This is a genomic window from Deltaproteobacteria bacterium (assembly GCA_016875225.1).
GTDB lineage: Bacteria > Myxococcota_A > UBA9160 > SZUA-336 > SZUA-336 > VGRW01.
Window position 1 is genome coordinate 1 of sequence record VGRW01000080.1, and the last position, 15,406, is coordinate 15,406.

The 15,406-nt window shown below is 69.6% G+C and carries 15 protein-coding genes; 9 read left to right on the forward strand and 6 right to left on the reverse strand.

What is annotated here, in order from left to right:
• Positions 1 to 264: 264 nt before the first annotated feature.
• From FJ108_15200 to FJ108_15235, 8 genes are read left to right on the forward strand one after another with little or no spacing between them, the layout of a single operon-like run.
• Entirely contained in the window at positions 265 to 2,094 is a 1,830-nt protein-coding gene (locus tag FJ108_15200) for a carbamoyltransferase (GenBank protein ID MBM4337228.1), read from the forward strand.
• Positions 2,095 to 2,116: 22 nt separating this feature from the next.
• Positions 2,117 to 2,554 (forward strand): hypothetical protein, encoded by a 438-nt coding sequence (locus FJ108_15205; GenBank protein ID MBM4337229.1) that lies wholly within the window; start codon positions 2,117 to 2,119, stop codon positions 2,552 to 2,554.
• A gap of 11 nt (positions 2,555 to 2,565) precedes the next feature.
• Positions 2,566 to 2,778, forward strand: a complete 213-nt coding sequence (locus FJ108_15210) for a hypothetical protein (GenBank protein ID MBM4337230.1) — start codon at positions 2,566 to 2,568, stop codon at positions 2,776 to 2,778.
• A 25-nt stretch (positions 2,779 to 2,803) separates the two neighbouring features.
• A complete protein-coding gene (locus FJ108_15215; GenBank protein MBM4337231.1) occupies positions 2,804 to 3,562 on the forward strand; it encodes a WecB/TagA/CpsF family glycosyltransferase in 759 nt (252 codons plus the stop codon).
• On the forward strand, positions 3,559 to 4,440 hold the full coding sequence (locus FJ108_15220; protein ID MBM4337232.1) for a polysaccharide deacetylase family protein: 882 nt from the start codon (positions 3,559 to 3,561) through the stop codon (positions 4,438 to 4,440). Before FJ108_15215 ends, FJ108_15220 begins: the two co-directional genes overlap by 4 nt.
• Entirely contained in the window at positions 4,437 to 5,816 is a 1,380-nt protein-coding gene (locus FJ108_15225; protein MBM4337233.1) for a hypothetical protein, read from the forward strand. Before FJ108_15220 ends, FJ108_15225 begins: the two co-directional genes overlap by 4 nt.
• Positions 5,813 to 7,450, forward strand: coding sequence for a GMC family oxidoreductase (locus FJ108_15230; protein ID MBM4337234.1), 1,638 nt, complete (start codon positions 5,813 to 5,815; stop codon positions 7,448 to 7,450). Before FJ108_15225 ends, FJ108_15230 begins: the two co-directional genes overlap by 4 nt.
• Positions 7,447 to 8,193 carry an SDR family oxidoreductase gene (locus tag FJ108_15235; protein ID MBM4337235.1) on the forward strand — a complete coding sequence of 249 codons (747 nt, stop codon included), beginning with the start codon at positions 7,447 to 7,449 and terminating at the stop codon, positions 8,191 to 8,193. Before FJ108_15230 ends, FJ108_15235 begins: the two co-directional genes overlap by 4 nt.
• Here the strand turns inward: FJ108_15235 and FJ108_15240 are convergent.
• Genes FJ108_15240 through FJ108_15250 form a run of 3 tightly spaced genes read right to left on the reverse strand, consistent with a single transcriptional unit; the run spans position 8,190 to position 11,259 of the window.
• Positions 8,190 to 9,665: a hypothetical protein gene (locus FJ108_15240; GenBank protein ID MBM4337236.1), complete on the reverse strand. Its 1,476-nt coding sequence runs from the start codon at positions 9,663 to 9,665 to the stop codon at positions 8,190 to 8,192. The two genes, FJ108_15235 and FJ108_15240, sit on opposite strands and share 4 nt — an antisense overlap.
• Positions 9,666 to 9,671: 6 nt before the next feature.
• Positions 9,672 to 10,367 (reverse strand): glycosyltransferase family 2 protein, encoded by a 696-nt coding sequence (locus FJ108_15245; protein ID MBM4337237.1) that lies wholly within the window; start codon positions 10,365 to 10,367, stop codon positions 9,672 to 9,674.
• 1 nt (position 10,368) lies between these two features.
• On the reverse strand, positions 10,369 to 11,259 hold the full coding sequence (locus FJ108_15250; GenBank protein ID MBM4337238.1) for a glycosyltransferase family 2 protein: 891 nt from the start codon (positions 11,257 to 11,259) through the stop codon (positions 10,369 to 10,371).
• Between the two features lie 270 nt (positions 11,260 to 11,529).
• On the opposite strand from FJ108_15250, the gene FJ108_15255 reads away from it, so the two are divergent.
• On the forward strand, positions 11,530 to 13,590 hold the full coding sequence (locus FJ108_15255) for a PKD domain-containing protein (GenBank protein ID MBM4337239.1): 2,061 nt from the start codon (positions 11,530 to 11,532) through the stop codon (positions 13,588 to 13,590).
• 36 nt (positions 13,591 to 13,626) lie between these two features.
• Here the strand turns inward: FJ108_15255 and FJ108_15260 are convergent, their stop codons facing one another.
• The 3 genes from FJ108_15260 to FJ108_15270 form a co-directional block, all read right to left on the reverse strand.
• Positions 13,627 to 14,223: a hypothetical protein gene (locus FJ108_15260; GenBank protein MBM4337240.1), complete on the reverse strand. Its 597-nt coding sequence runs from the start codon at positions 14,221 to 14,223 to the stop codon at positions 13,627 to 13,629.
• A gap of 155 nt (positions 14,224 to 14,378) precedes the next feature.
• Positions 14,379 to 15,104 carry a tetratricopeptide repeat protein gene (locus FJ108_15265; protein MBM4337241.1) on the reverse strand — a complete coding sequence of 242 codons (726 nt, stop codon included), beginning with the start codon at positions 15,102 to 15,104 and terminating at the stop codon, positions 14,379 to 14,381.
• On the reverse strand, positions 15,092 to 15,406 hold a 315-nt coding region (locus FJ108_15270), incomplete at its 5' end, for a type II and III secretion system protein (protein MBM4337242.1). The genes FJ108_15265 and FJ108_15270, both read right to left, overlap by 13 nt.

Here is a 15,406-nt window from a genome sequence, read left to right on the forward strand (position 1 = left end):
CCGCCGCTGGCCCTCGGCCGCCGAGCCACCACCGCCGACGCCCTCGCAGCGCACCGCGACCACCTACGGATCACCGTGGTGAGAAATGCGGGCTAGCGTGCGGCAGCGGCGCTTCGCCGGTGCGGCACCTCGACTCGCTCGGTATCATCCCAACCGCCGGCCGCGGGCAGGTGCGGCAGCTGCGCTCAAGTGTGCCACCCGCGGGCCGATCCGCTCACGCGGGAGCGTGTGTCCGTCGTACGCCCGATCCGGTCGGAGAACTGAATGAACATCCTCGGTATATCCGCCTACTACCACGACAGCGCGGCCTGCCTGCTGCAGGACGGGCGGATCGTGGCCGCGGCGCAGGAAGAGCGGTTCACCCGGAAGAAGCACGACTACCGCTTCCCGGGCAGAGCGATCGAGTACTGCCTGCGCGAGGGCGGAATCCGCACCGAGGATCTCGATCTGGTCGCGTTCTACGACAAGCCGCTGCTGAAGTTCGACCGCCTGCTCGAGACCTACGTGGCCTACGCGCCGGTGGGCTTCCGGCTGTTCCTGATGGGCCTGCCGCTCTGGCTGAAGCAGAAGCTGTACACGCCGCGCGAGCTCGATGCCGGGCTCGAGGGCCGTTACAAGGGCCGCTACGTGTTCCTGGAGCACCACGAGTCGCACGCCGCCAGCGCCTTCTTCCCGTCGCCGTTCGACGAGGCGGCGATCCTGACACTCGACGGTGTCGGCGAGTGGGCCACCGGCAGCATCGCGGTCGGGCGCGGCAACCAGATCCAGATGCTGAAGGAGCTGCGTTTCCCGCACTCGCTGGGGCTTCTGTACTCGGCCTTCACCTACTTCACCGGCTTCAAGGTGAACAGCGGCGAGTACAAGCTCATGGGGCTGGCGCCGTACGGCGAGCCGATCTATGCGGACCTGATCCGCGAGAAGATGCTCGACGTCAAGGAAGACGGGTCGTTCCGCTTGGACATGTCGTACTTCGCGTACACGCACAAGGACGTGATGACGTCGCGGAAGTTCGACGCGCTCTTCGGCGGCCCGCCGCGCGCGGCAGAATCGCCGATCACGCAACGCGAGATGGACCTCGCGGCCTCGATCCAGCTCGTGACCGAGGAGATCATGGTGCGCATCGCGCGCCACGCGCACGAGCTCACCGGACTCGAGAACCTGTGTCTGGCGGGCGGGGTGGCTCTGAACTGCGTTGGCAACGGCAAGATCCTGCGCGACGGACCGTTCGAGAACGTCTGGATCCAGCCGGCCGCGGGCGACGCGGGCGGCGCGCTCGGCGCGGCGACGTTCGCGTGGTACCAGCTGCTCGAGAAGAAGCGCGAGCCCAACGGCAAGGACCTGCAGAGCGGATCGCTGCTGGGCCCCGCGTACTCCAACCAGGAGATCCGCGCATTCCTCGACGAGCAGGGAGCGGTGTACCGCTACTACCCGGACGAGGCGGCGCTCTGCAATGCGGTCGCGGAGCTGATCGCGGCCGAGAACGTGGTCGGGCACTGCGCCGGGCGGATGGAGTTCGGCCCGCGCGCGCTCGGCGCTCGCTCCATCCTCGGCGACGCGCGCTCGCGCAAGATGCAGTCCGTGATGAACGTGAAGATCAAGTTCCGCGAGTCGTTCCGGCCCTTCGCGCCGGCGGTCCTGCGCGAGGACGTCTCGACGTTCTTCGAGATGCGGCCGAACGAGGACAGCCCCTACATGCTCCTCGTCGCGCCGGTGCGGGACGAGAAGCTGCTCCCGATCGAGAGCCGCGGCGAGAAGGGGCTCGACAAGCTGAAACAGGTCCGCTCCGTGGTCCCGGCGATCACCCACGTGGACAACTCCGCGCGCGTCCAGACCATCGACCCGGAGCGCAACCCGCGCTTCTACGGCATCGCGCAGGCGTTCAAGCGCCTGACCGGGAGTCCGGTGCTGATCAACACCAGCTTCAACGTTCGAGGCGAGCCGATCGTGAACACGCCGGCCGACTCATACCGCTGCTTCATGCACACGAACATGGACGCGCTGGTGCTCGAGAACCACGTGCTGCTGAAGACGGAGCAGCCCGAGGCCAAGGAGATCGACGTGGCCGCCTACCTGGCCGAGTTCGGAAACGACTAGTCGGAGAGTCGGGATGTCCCAGATGGTCGAAATCAATCTCCGCCCCGACGCGCGCACGCTGCGCCAGTTCGGCTTCATTGCGCTGGGTGGCTTCGGTCTGCTCGCGCTCCTTGCGTGGAACGGCTGGCTGGCCTTCGCGTACCTCGGCGAGGCGTCGCGGGCATCGGTCGCGCTGGCGCTCGCCGCGCTCGCCGCGGTCTCGGGGCTCTTCTCGCTGGTCTTCCCGAAGGCGAACCTTCCGATCTATCTCGGACTCACGATCGCCGCGTTCCCGATCGGCTTCGTGCTCTCGTACGTGATCATGGGGACGCTCTTCTACGTCGTGATCGCGCCGATCGGCCTCTTGATGCGCGTCTTCGGCCATGATCCGATGGACCGAAGGTTCCGGCCGGACGCGAAGTCGTACTGGCTGGACGCCCGGCCGCAGCGCCCGCGAGATTCCTACTTCAAGCAGTTCTGACGGAGGCCGACGTGTCCGAGAAGCCAAAGACCGACGAGAAGAACGACTTCATGGCGCGCGCCGCGGATCGGCAGGGCGGGGGACTCGTCGCCGAGTTCTGGGATTTCCTGAAGGACAACAAGAAGTGGTGGCTCGCGCCGATCATCCTCTCGATCCTCGGGCTCGGACTGCTCGTCCTGCTCGGCGGCACCGCGGCGGCGCCCTTCATCTACACGCTGTTCTAGAAACCTCCCCGGTGCTCGCCGACCGATGAGGGACGGACGCATCAGTGAGCGGTCGATCTTCGGCGTGCCGATCTCGGATCTCGAGATGCGCGAGGCGCTGGAGATCTGCGACACGGCGATGCGCGCGGAGTTCACGGGCGCGCGCTGCATCTTCTTCGTGAACGCGCACACGCTGAATCTCGCCTGGGGCGATCGGGCCTACCGGGCGGTGCTCGCCGGGGCGGACCGCGTCTTCGGCGACGGGACGGGCGTTCGCTGGGCGATGCGCTTCCTGCACGGCGTGCGCCTGCGCGACAACGTCAACGGGACGGACCTCACGCCCGCGCTGCTCGGGCGCGATCTGGGCCTGCGCTACTACCTGCTCGGCGCGTCGGCCGAAGCGATCGAGCGGGCCGCCGCGCACGCGCGCGCGGCCTTTCCGGGCTGGCAGCTCGTGGGCCACCACCACGGCTACGTCGAGATCGGCGACAGCGACGCCGTGGTCGAGAAGATCAACGCGTGCCGACCGCACCTGCTCCTGGTCGGGATGGGCAATCCCAAGCAGGAGCTCTGGCTCCACGCGCAGCGCGAGCGGCTCGCGGTGCCGCTCTGCATGGGAACCGGCGGGCTGTTCGATTACTGGGCGGGGGACCTGGAGCGCGCGCCGGCGTGGCTGCGCCGGCTCGGCTTCGAGTGGCTGCACCTTCTGCTCGCGCAGCCGCGAAAGTTCCGCCGCTACGTGCTCGGCAATCCGCTGTTCCTGTTGCGATTGGCGCACGCGAAGTGGCTCGGGGAGCGCCGGTGAGCGGGATTGCGACCTCGCGCTGGCTGGCGAAGAAATCCGCCCGGCGGGCGCTCTCGCTCCTGATGAGCGCGTCGGGGGCGCTGGCGCTGCGGCGCGGGCTGGGACGCTCGGCGCGCGTCCGCGTTCTGACCTACCACCGCTTCGGCGAGATCGCTCGCGATCCTTTCTGCGTCTCGCCCGCGGACTTCGCGGCGCAGGTGCGCCTGCTCGCCGACGCGAGGCGCGCGATCGGCCTCTCCGACCTGCGCGACTTCCTCGCGGGCGAGCGCGAGCTCGCTTCGGGCTCCGTTCTGATCACGATCGACGACGGGTTCGAGAGCACGTTCCGCGACGCGCTTCCGATCCTGCGCGACCACGCGGTTCCGGCCGTGGCGTTCGTCACCGCCAACCGGGTCGGAAACCGCGCGGCCGGCGACGCGCAGCCCGAGCGCTACATGACCTGGGACGAGCTCGGCCGTCTGGCCGAGGCGGGGATCGAGACGGGGGCGCACGGCTTCGAGCACGAGTCTCTGGGCGGGCTCGATCGCGAGGCCGCGCGCGAGCAGGGCGTTCGCGCGCGGCGCCTGCTCGAGTCGAGGATCGGCGTTCCCGTGCGGTCCTTCGCCTATCCGTACGGCACGCGCAGGGACTTCAGCGCGGCGACCGGCGCCGGGCTCGAGGACGCGGGCTACGAGATCGTCTTCACCTCGCAGCACGGCTCGATCCGAAGCGGGATGGCTCCGCACGAGCTGCCGCGCGTGAAGGTCGAGAACGGCGACGACCTGCCGCAGTTCGCGCGGCTCTGCGACGGCGCGATGGACGCCTGGCGCCTGGTCGACGCGGGGCTGTCGAGACTGCAGCGGCCGACGGAGCCCGAGCCGCGGCGGAGCCCCGCTTGAGCGCGCTTCGGCTCGTGACCGCCGCGATCTCGCTCGGGCTGATCGCGCTCGCGTTCTACGACGACCGCTTCGTCGGCGGCGGGCCGGGCTTCGGAGTCTCGCAGGCGCTGCTGCTCGCGGTCGGCGTCGCGGTCGGCGCGCTCTGCGCCGCGCCGCGGTCGTGGAACGCGCGCGCGCTCACGCTGCTCGTCTCGGTCGGGGTGACACTCGGCGCGGCCGAGCTCGTGCTTCGCGTCGCGCTCGGCCCGCGCTACTTCACGTCGATCCAGCTCGATCCGCGGCTGCTGTACCGGCCGAGCCCGGGAAGCCTGCGCGAGTACACGCGCGCCGCGATCAACGGCGGCGTCCGGGTCCGCTACGCGATGAACAGCCAGGGCTACCGCGGCGACGAGCTCTCGGCGCGGGGCGAATCGCTTCGCGTGGTCGTCTACGGCGACTCGTTCATCATGGCGGAGTTCTCGCGCACCGAGGACACCTTCGCGGAGCGGCTCGAGCTGCACCTGACGCAGGCGCTCGGCGAGCGCGTCGAGGTCGTGAACGCGGGCGTGGCGGGCTACGGCCCCGACCAGGAGCTCCGCCGCATGGAGGCGGAGCTAGAGTCCCTGCGCCCGGATCTGGTGATCGCGGCGATCTACGCCGGGAACGACTTCGGAGACCTGCTCCGCAACAAGCTGTACCGATTGGGCGAGGACGGCGGCCTGCGCGAGAACGAGTTCCGCTTCGATCCAGCGATCGAGCGGCGCGTGGCCGTGTCGCGAAGCGAGCTGATCCTGAAGAAGGTGCTCCGCGACACGCTCGGCCGGATCTCCGGCGCGGCGGGCGCCGGCATTCCGACCGGGCGCGAGGCGCGGATCGAGCGCGTGGAGCGGTCGCTCGAGCAACTCGTGCGCGAGCACCACGAATACGTCGTGCAGGGCGACGACGTGGTCCACGAGCTCCTGAGCGACCCCTACAACGCCGACGTGAGTCTCACTCCGGAGAGTGACTCCGCGCGCTACCGGGTCGCGCTGATGGAGCAGATCTTCGCGCGGATGCGCGCGAGCACCGACGCGCTGCGTCTGCCGCTGCTCCTGGTCCTGATCCCGTCCCCGATCGACGTCACAGACGACCACGAGAGCGGCCTGGTCGACGCGCAGGCGCACCCCGCGTACCGCCGCACGGCGCTCACCGACAGGCTCGAAGAGATCTGCCTGCGCCAGGGGATCCCGGCGCTGAATCTGTTCGGGCCGTTCGCCGCGCACGGGGCTTCACAGCTCTACCTGAAGGGCGTCGACGACCACTGGAACGAGGCGGGCCAGGATCTCGCGGCGCGACTCGCAAGCGAGTCCGTGAGCGCGCAAGGTCTGATCCGAGCGCGAATGGAGGCGCGGCCTTGAGCGAGTCGCAGCAGATTCCGGACGATCCCGCCGCAACGATCTGGGACGTCGTGGTCGTCGGCACCGGAATGGGCGGCGCGACGGCGGGCTACGCGCTCGCGCGCGCCGGGCACCGCGTGCTCTTTCTCGAGAAGGGTCGCTTCCTGCACCGCGAGGCCGATCGCGGCGACGGGCGGCTCGATCCGTACGCCTCCAACGCGCCGGACGCGCGCCTGCGCCGCGGCTACTGGCCGACGCCGCTCGAAGGCGAGACGAGCTTCGGGTCGCTCGAATTCTTCGCGCCGCTGGGCTGCGGATCGGGCGGCTCGACCGCGCTGTACGGAGCGGCGCTCGAACGACTCACGCCGGCCGACTTCACTCCGAAGCGGAACTTCCCCGACGCGGTCGACGCGAACCTGCCCGAGAGCTGGCCGATCCGCTACGAGGAGCTCGAGCCCTACTACGAGCGAGCGGAGCAGCTGTACCGAGTTCGCGGCGACGAAGATCCGCTCCGGCCCGGCTACGGCGCGGGCCTGCGCGAGCCGCCGGGCTTGAGCGCGCGCGACCAGGAGCTCGCCGGGTTCCTGCGCGGCGCGGGGCTGCACCCGTACCGCGTCCACGTCGGCTGCGGGTTCGTCGACGGCTGCCAGGAGTGCGGCGGCGCGCTCTGCCCGCGCGAGTGCAAGAGCGACGCGGGAACGATCTGTCTGCTGCCGGCGCTCGAGAAGTTCGGCGCGGCGATCCTGCCCGAGTGCGAGGTCACGCGGCTCATCGCGAGCGAGTCCGCGGTGCAGGAAGTGCTCTGCACCTACCGCGGCGCGGAGCTGCGCATCCGCGGCCGGGTGGTGGTGCTCGCGGCGGGCGCGTTCATGACGCCCGTCCTGCTGCTGAACTCGCGCGACGCCGCTCGGCCGGACGGGCTCGCGAATCGCTCGGGAATGGTCGGACGCAACCTGATGCTCCACACCGGCGACTTCATCGCCGTGCGCTCCGCGGGCCGGCTCTCCCCGGACGGCCCGAAGAAGTCGCTGGCGTTCAACGATTTCTACTTCTGCGAGGGAAAGAAGCTCGGCACGATCCAGTCCGTCGGCATCGAGGTCGACTGGGGGGTGGTGCTCGGCTTCCTTCGCTCGATGTTCGACCGCGAGCGGCGCTGGTGGATGCGGATCACGCGACCGCTCCTGCCGTTCGTCGCGCTGGTCGCCGCGTGGTACTTCAAGAACGCGGCCGTGATCTGTCCGATCGTCGAGGATCTTCCCTATCTCGAGAACCGCGTCTTCCCGGATCCGGACGCGAAGAGCGGGATGCGCTTCCAGTACACCTATCCCGAGGAGCTGTTCGTTCGAAATCGACACTTGCGCGACCAGCTCTCGGCGCGGCTCGGGCGCTCGCGCCTGGCCGTGCTCTCGGGCGAGAACAACCTGAACTTCGGGCACGCCTGCGGAACCTGCCGGATGGGAACCGACCCGGACCGGAGCGTGCTCGACCGGAACAACCGCGCGCACGAGCTCGAGAACCTGTACGTGGTGGACGCGTCGTTCTTCCCGTCGAGCGGCGGCGCGAACCCGAGCCTGACGATCGCCGCGAACGCGCTTCGCGCGGCCGACGCGATCCACCTCGAGCTCGCGCGCGGGACCCGAGAGGAGGCGACGTGATCTTCCCCGAAAAGGTGGTCGTGGTCACCGGGGCGGGCACGGGCGTCGGGCGCGGGCTCGCGGTCGGCTTTGCGCGCGACGGCGCGAAGGTCGTCGGCATCAGCCGCACCGCGGCCGATCTCGCGCGCACGGCCGAGCTCTGTACGCCGGGAAGCTTCCACGCCGTGGTCGGAAGCGTGGCCTCCGAGGCCGACGTCGAGCGGCTCTTCGCCGAGACGATCGCGCGCCACGGGCGCGTCGACGTCCTGGTGAACAACGCCGCGCTCTACCCGAAGCGGCTCTTCCTCGAATCGACGCACCGGGAGTGGGCGGAGGTGATCGAGACGAACGTGCTGGGGATGGCGCTCTGCTGCCGCATGGCGCTGCCGGGAATGCTGGAGCGCGGCCACGGCCGCATCCTCAACATCGGAAGCTTCGCCTGGCGCGGGCCGATCCCGGGCGCGTCCGCGTACTCGACCTCGAAGGCGGCCGTGCCGGTGCTGACGAAGTCACTCGCCGCCGAGATCGACCGTGCGCGCTACCCCGACGTGCTGGTGAACGAGCTGCTGCCCGGCGTGTTCCGCACGCGGATGAGCGACGAGGGCGAGGACCCGATGGACGCCTATCCCCACGCGCGCGTGGTCGCCAGCCTCCCGTCGGGCGGACCGACGGGCGTGACCTTCGTGCGCAGCGAGATCTTCGTCGAGTACGTCGGAATCCGCGCGAAGCTGCGCCGGATCGCCTCGAAGCTGATCGGCCGCTAGTTCCCGCGCGCGACGTGCAGCGCGCGCGCGGCGGCGAAGAGCGCGAAGGGGCCGACCAGAACCGCGCCGCAGACGAGCGTGCGGAAGCCCGGGATCAGCTCGGGGATCAGCTCCGCGCTGTAGCGCTCCGCGCCGAGCACCGCGATCGCGAGAGCCGCGGCGACCAGCCCGTAGCCGATCTCGGGCCGCGGGCTGGCGAGTCGGAGCCGTTCGAGCTGGATCACCGCGACCACGTAGCCGGCGAACGTGCCGGCGGCCAGGCCGAGGATCAGCCCCGCGACGCCCGCGAGCTGGAAGCCCAGCACGCAGCCGATGCCCGTGACCAGCGTGGCGACGCCGCTCGAGATCGCCCAGATCCGCGCGTCCCCGTAGGCGAAGAGGGTGGAGCAGGCGGTCACCTGCAGGTAGCCGAACCAGAGCCGCAGCGCGCCGAGCTGCGCGATCCAGGCGGCGTCGGCGTAGCGCGAGTCGTAGAGATTGCCGAAGAAGACCGGCGCAACGACGACCGAGGCGAGCGTGGCGACCACCGCGGTCGGCAGCGTGACCTTGCGCGTGGCCGCGTACGCGCGCGGAATCCCGGCGCCGCCGGCGCGATTCGCCTCGGAGAGCGCGGGGATCAGCACCGATCCGGAGACCTGGCCGAGAAGCTCGCGCAGCATGTTGGGCACCGTCATCCCGATCATGTAGACGCCGAGCTGCCCCAGCGGCGCAAGCCTTCCGAGGATCGCGACGTCGAGCTGCGCGGCCAGGAACGAGAGGCCGCTCGACGCGAGCACCCACTTGCCGAACGAGAGCAGCTCGCGCGCGGCGCCGCGATCCCAGGCGAAGCGATCGCGCCGGCCGGGAATCCACGTGTGGCTGAGCAGCGAGCGCGTCGCCTGGTTCACCAGGCCCCCGACCACGAGCGCCCAGACGGACTGGAAGACGAACGCGAGCGCGATCGCGGTCGCGATCGTCGCCACCTGCGCGATCAGCTCGATCGCCACTCGCCGGCCCAGCTCCAGCCGCCGGTAGAGCAGCGCCATCTTCATCGAGCCGAGGCTGGCGAGCACGAGCGAGAGCAGCGCGACCGGCAGCAGCGACGCGAGCTGCGGCTCGTCGTAGAAGGCCGCGAGCAGGGGCGCGAGCGCCGAGACGCCGACCCAGACGATCAGGCCGCGTCCGACCTGGATCGTCCACGCGGTGTCGAGGAACTTCGGATCGTCGCCGCGCTCGTGTCGGATCACGGTGCTGTGCGTGCCGAAATTGACGATCTGCTCGATCGCGATCAGCACCAGCGACACCAGCGCCATCAGCCCGAAGGCCTCGGGGAAGAGCAGCCGCGAGAGCACCAGATTCGAGACCATGCGCAGCAGCTGGCCCGCGAGCTGGCCACCCAGCGTGAAGATCGTCCCGCGCGTGGCGCGCTCGCGCAGGCTGCGCGCTACGCCCGCGATCGCCGGGGTCGGCGCGGCTTCCGTCACGTCGCTCATGCCGCCTCAGCCGCGCCGCAGGTTGTACTTGAGGATGCACCAGATCGCGCGCACGCCGTCGCGCCAGCCGATCTTCTTGCCCTCTTCGTAGGTGCGGCCGGAGTAGGAGATGCCGACTTCGTAAATCCGGCAGCGCATCCGCGCGACCTTCGCGGTGAGCTCGGGCTCGACGCCGAAGCGGGACTCCTCGATCGCGATCGACTGGATCACTTCGCGGCGGAACATCTTGTAGCAGCTCTCGATGTCGGTCAGGTTCAGGTTCGTGAGCACGTTCGAGGCGAGCGTGAGCAGCCGGTTCACGACCATGTGCCAGAAGTACAGGACGCGGTGCGGCTCGCTGCCGATGAAGCGCGAGCCGAAGACCACGTCGGCCTTGCCGGCCTCGATCGGCGCGATCAGCTTGGGCAGCTCCTGCGGGTCGTACTCGAGATCGGCGTCCTGGATCACCACCAGATCCATCGTCGCGGCCGCGATTCCGGTCCGGATCGCCGCGCCCTTGCCCTGGTTGCGCTCGTGGAAGAGCACGCGCACGCCGGGGCGGCCCGCGAGCTCGGCCAGTCGCTCGCGCGAGCCGTCGGTCGAGCCGTCGTCGACCAGGATGATCTCCTTGCGCACGGCGAGCGCGCTCACGCGGTCGAGCAGCTCGTCGAGGGTCCGGCGCTCGTTGTAGACCGGGATCACGATCGACAGCGAGAGCGACATCCTAGCCCGACCTCGCCGTCGCTCGGAGGAAGCTGCGCAGGTGCGAGAGGCGCAGGCGACTCTTCTGTCGCTGCTGCACGAACGCCACGTAGCGGGCGTCGTAGCGCGGCGCGCGCGAGAGCGCGGCGGCGACATAGCCTGCGAAGAGCATCAGTCCTCCGAGCGGCCGCGGGTAGTCCTGCAGCACGCTCCGCGCCGAGCGGATCGCGTGATACAGCCAGTGGTAGCCGAGGTACCAGTACAGCCGGCCCATCTCGTAACGGCTTCGCAGCACCTTCTCCTGACGCCCGTCGATCGGCCGCAGGTGGATCAGCTCGTCCTCGATGAAGCTGCGCGTCTCGAATCCGGCCATCTGCGCCTTCGTCTCGTCGATCATGTCCCAGCCGCGCACGGCCTCGAGCCCGCCGATCGCCTGGAAGCAGGCGCGCGAGTACATCTTCGCCGGGCCGCGCACGTGCTCGTCGGGGCACCACTCGATCGACTTCGCGCCGTCTCTGACCAGGAACGTCTTTCCGCTCGCCATGCCGAGCGACGGCTGCTGCTCGAAGTGACGCAGCATGCGCTCGAAGTAGTCGGGGGCGAACTCGAGGTCGGCGTCGAGCTTGACCACGAAGTCCCAGTCGTCGCCCGCCCGCGCCAGCCCGTCCTGGAACGCCTGCACGACCCCGCCGCCGAGCGCGCGGAAGCCGCGGTCGACGCGGTCGACCAGCACGATCCACGGGTGCCCCGCCATCTCGCGCGCGACGATCTCGCGCGTGCGGTCGGTCGAGCCGTCGTTCACGATCACCCAGCGCTCGGGACGCACGGTCTGGGCGATCATCGAGCGCAGGGTCGACCCGACCGTCGCCTCCTCGTCGCGCGTGGGCGTGATCACGACGTAGCGTCGCCTCATCCGCAGCGGCTCCCCCCGGGCCAAGATCCTGCCGCGCGAAGCCCGGCCGCGCAAAGGGGCGTGCCCATCTCGGAAGCCCGGCCAGACGCTCGGATCTCGCGCCGGCAGCCGACCGGCAGGCCGCACGCAGTCGGGCCGGGTACGGGCCGGCGCCGGGATCTGCTACCCGTTCGAGAGGGCTCGGCGGCCCTGGGCCGGTGTAAGCAGCGTCACGGTGCCCCGGGAAACCCCGGCCGATATTCGAGCAGGTCGCGATAGGAGCGCAAAGAAATGAAGCCGACAATCCTGATCCCCATCTTCCTGCTGAGCCTCGCGGCGGGCGCCGCGCACGCCGCGCCCAATGCGAGCTTCACGGTGCGGAAGATCCAGGGCGCGACTTGCCTCGCGCCTTGTGCGGTGCACTTCGACGCGATCGGCCAGGGCTCGCTCTCGACCACTCCGTACGTGACGGCCGAGACGACCGACCCCGATTTCAGCCGCCCCTTCCACTCACTGCATTTCCAGTGGGACTTCGGCGACCCGGGCAGCGGCGAATGGACCACGGGCGCGGCCGCGGCGTCCGCGACGCGCGCATCGAAGAACAGCGACGTCGGCGCGATTGCCGGGCACGTCTACGAGAACCCCGGCACCTACACCGTCACGCTCACGGTCAAGAACCCGAACGGGCAGACCAGCACCGCGACCCAGTCCGTGGTGATCGGAGACCGGACCACCTACTTCAGCGCCGCGGACACGTTCTGCTTCGCGAATGACAACAACAACTGGGCGGGCTGTCCGCTGAACTGTGCCATCGACGACAACTGCACCGTGACGACGAGCCTGCAGATGGCGCTCGGCTCCGGCGACAACTGCTCTGGCAGCGACGACTGCGCCGCGGCCAACACGCGACAGCGCCGCATCCTGCTGCGCCGCGGTGACCGCTTCGAGCTGACCAACGTGATCCGGATGTTCGAGGGCGCCACGCCCGGCTTCGTCGAGGCGTTCGGCAGGAGCGCGCGGCCGATCCTCGACCTGAACTCGGGTCAGCTCGAGTCGGGCGATCGCTGGACCTACATGGATCTCGCCTATCGAGACTGCGGCCTCTCCTGCATGTTCTTGACCCTGAACAACGACCACACCACGTACTTCCGGGTCGACGCGAGCGACTACGCGAACGCCTGCTTCGACGAGTCGAACTTCTGGCCGACCGAGACGTGGGACCGCTACCCGGTGCTGCACGCCTTCGTCGAGATGGACTGCACCGGCAATACGGCCACCGGTTACGGCTCCTGGCCCAGCGCGGACTACGCGCTTTGGCTGGGCGGGACCTTCGACCACGACCCGCGAGGCATCGGAACCGCGTCCTCGGTCCGCACCCGGCACACGCAGCACTATCTCTTCTCGCACATCACGTTCCTGAACGCGACGAGCGGAAACAATCATCTCCAGCTGCGGCAGGACGACGGCGACAACACGCGGTGGCCGGCTGCGGCCACCGGGTCGGCGGCGCAGATGGCCGGACGGTTCACGATCGTGAGCGACAACTTCTTCGCGGAGAGCGCAGCCAACACGTTCTACACGACGCGCACCTGCGTGGACAACGGCTGCAACTGCGGTGAGCCGAGCGGCTGCGTGGCGGCGCTCTCGGGGAACATCACGCCGGTCTACGACTTCGTCTTCGAGCGGAACTTCTACTCCTGGCCCTACGACACCGCCTCGCCCAAGCTCGCGGTCTACGAGCTGCAAGGCGGGGGCATGACGATCCGAAACAACGTGTTCGACCTGCAGAGCGCGTTCACCGGGGGTTTCTCGTTGGTCCAGGTGACCGGCAGCCCGACGGCCGCTCTGTCGGGAAGCACGCCGACGGGAAACGTGCACGTCTACAACAACACCCTCTACTTCAATCAGGCGCTTTCCAACCCCTTCACATTCGCAGGGATTCGGGGCACGGGGACCGGCTGTCCGCAGAACTGTTTCTCGCGGAACAACCTGCTGGTCGCGCCGAACTTCACCGGCACGGTCGGCAACAGCGGCTCCTTCACGGCTTCGAACAATCTGCTGGTGCGCACTCCGAACCCGTTCGCGGCGACCGTGCCCGTGCGCGGGTCGACCCGAATCTCGAGCTTCATGCTCGGCAGCGGGAGCGCAGGGCCCGTGGACACCGGCTACAGCTTCAGCCCGTCCACCAACCGCGACGTCTGGGTGCACGAGGACGCGTTCGGGGGCTGTCGCGGAGCTGGAGGCACCGGACCCTGGGACGTCGGGGCGAGCGAGTTCGGCGCGCCGCGCTGCAACCAGAGCTCGGGCGGATCCAGCGCCCTGCTGCCGCCCACTCTGCTCGCGCCGCGCTGAGCGCGGGGCGCGGCGTGCGCCCCGCGCCCCGCGGGCTCAGGGGCGCTGGCCCTCGACGGTCCAGGCGATGTCGTCGCCGCCGGGGACGGTGAGCGCGGTCGCGTCCTGGAAGGACGTCTCGAACAGGTTGTTCGGGCCGGCCGAGATCACGATCACGGCGTGGCTCTGCTCGATCGCGGTGGTCACACCGGTGACCCCGGCTCCGTCCAGATAGCGCACGTTCACGACGTACGGGTTGCCCCACGGATCGACCGGCACCTCCTTGATGTACGGGCCGTTCCAGCCCGGCGTCGCGGCGGGATTCACGCTGGTGGGGTACAGCGGATCGACCGTCGTGGTCTGGTTCGAGATCAGCAGGTCCTCGATCGCGGCCGCGGTCCCGCCGTTTCCACCTCCGCGCCAGTTCGCGGCACCCGGCACCGTGGCGCTTCCGGTGGGAATCGCGGTCGCGACGATCGACGCTGCGGGCAGGCCCACCAGCCGCGAGACCTCTCCGGCGTCGGTCACGATCCCGTCGTTCGACACCGGCCAGCGACCGGTATCGAGCTGGAAGGCGAGGATCGCGTTTCCGAGCGTCTGCGCATCGGAGAGCGCGCGCGCCCGCCGGCCGTCGTTCACGTACTTCACGACCATCGGCGTGAGGGCGGCGGACGCAATCGCGAGAATCGCGACGGCACCAGGATCTCGATCAGCGTGAAGCCAGCTTCCGTCCTGCGAAGTCCCATGAGTGTCTCCCGTGGTATGAATTGATATGAGTCAGTCACTGATATCACGATTCGTGAGTCCGATTAGTGACCCGTTTCCGATGTCTCGGAGACCGTCGGCGCGACCTTTACCGCGCGGGGGTCGAGTTGCGAAAGGCGTGCCTCTACGTTCGCGCGGTCGGGGTCGCCCGTTCCGGCGAGCCGCAGGAACTGGTCGTAGAAGAACGCCGCGCGCAGGCGGTCGCCCTTGCGGTCGAACAGCAACGCGAGCGAGAGCGCAGGCTCCGGGCGTTCCGGCGCGAGTCGCCGGGCGTCATCGAGCGCGTCTCGGGCGTCCCGGTCGAAGCCGAGCTCGACCAGGACCGCGCCGAGGTTGGCGAGAACCTCGGCGTTCGTCGGGTCCAGCGCGCGCGCCCGCGAGAAGTCTCGCAGCGCCCCGTTCAGGTCGCCGCGCTGGCGGGCCTCGAGGCCGCGCACGGCGAAGATCGGCGGATACCCCGGCGCGAGGGCGAGCGCGCGATCGAGAAGCTCGCGCGCCGGGGCGGCCTGGCCCTGGCGGAGCCGGACGCGCGCCAGATTGACCATCGCCTCGACGAAGCCGGCGTCGAGCCGGATCGCCTCCGAGTAGGCGCTTGCCGCTTCCGCGTCCAGACCTCGTCCGGCGAGCGCCAGACCGTCGGCGAAGGCCGCGGCGCTGCGCTCGTAGGCTTCGAGCGAGGCAGGCTCCGACGCCGCGAACCCGGACAGCCCGAGCCAGAGCGCAAGCGCGCAGGCCCCGCGAGACGTCGCGCGCGGCATCATTTCCGCCACCAGCGCTGCTCGATCGCGCGCCGATCCACGCGCGTGTCGTCGAGCGCTTCGAGCCGCACCTCGCTGTCTCGGCCGATGCGGCGGATCGTCGGCGCGTCGAGCACCGTCGGGGTCAGGCAGATCACGAGCTCCGAGCGCGTCTCCGTGACGGCGGATTGCCGGAACAGCTGGCCGAGCCAGGGAATGTCGCCGAGCAGGGGGATCTTCTTCTCGGTGTCGAGATCTCGCGTCTGGATCAATCCGCCGATCACCAGCGTCTCGCCGTCTCCGACGCGGACCAGCGAGTCGGTCTCGCGCAGATT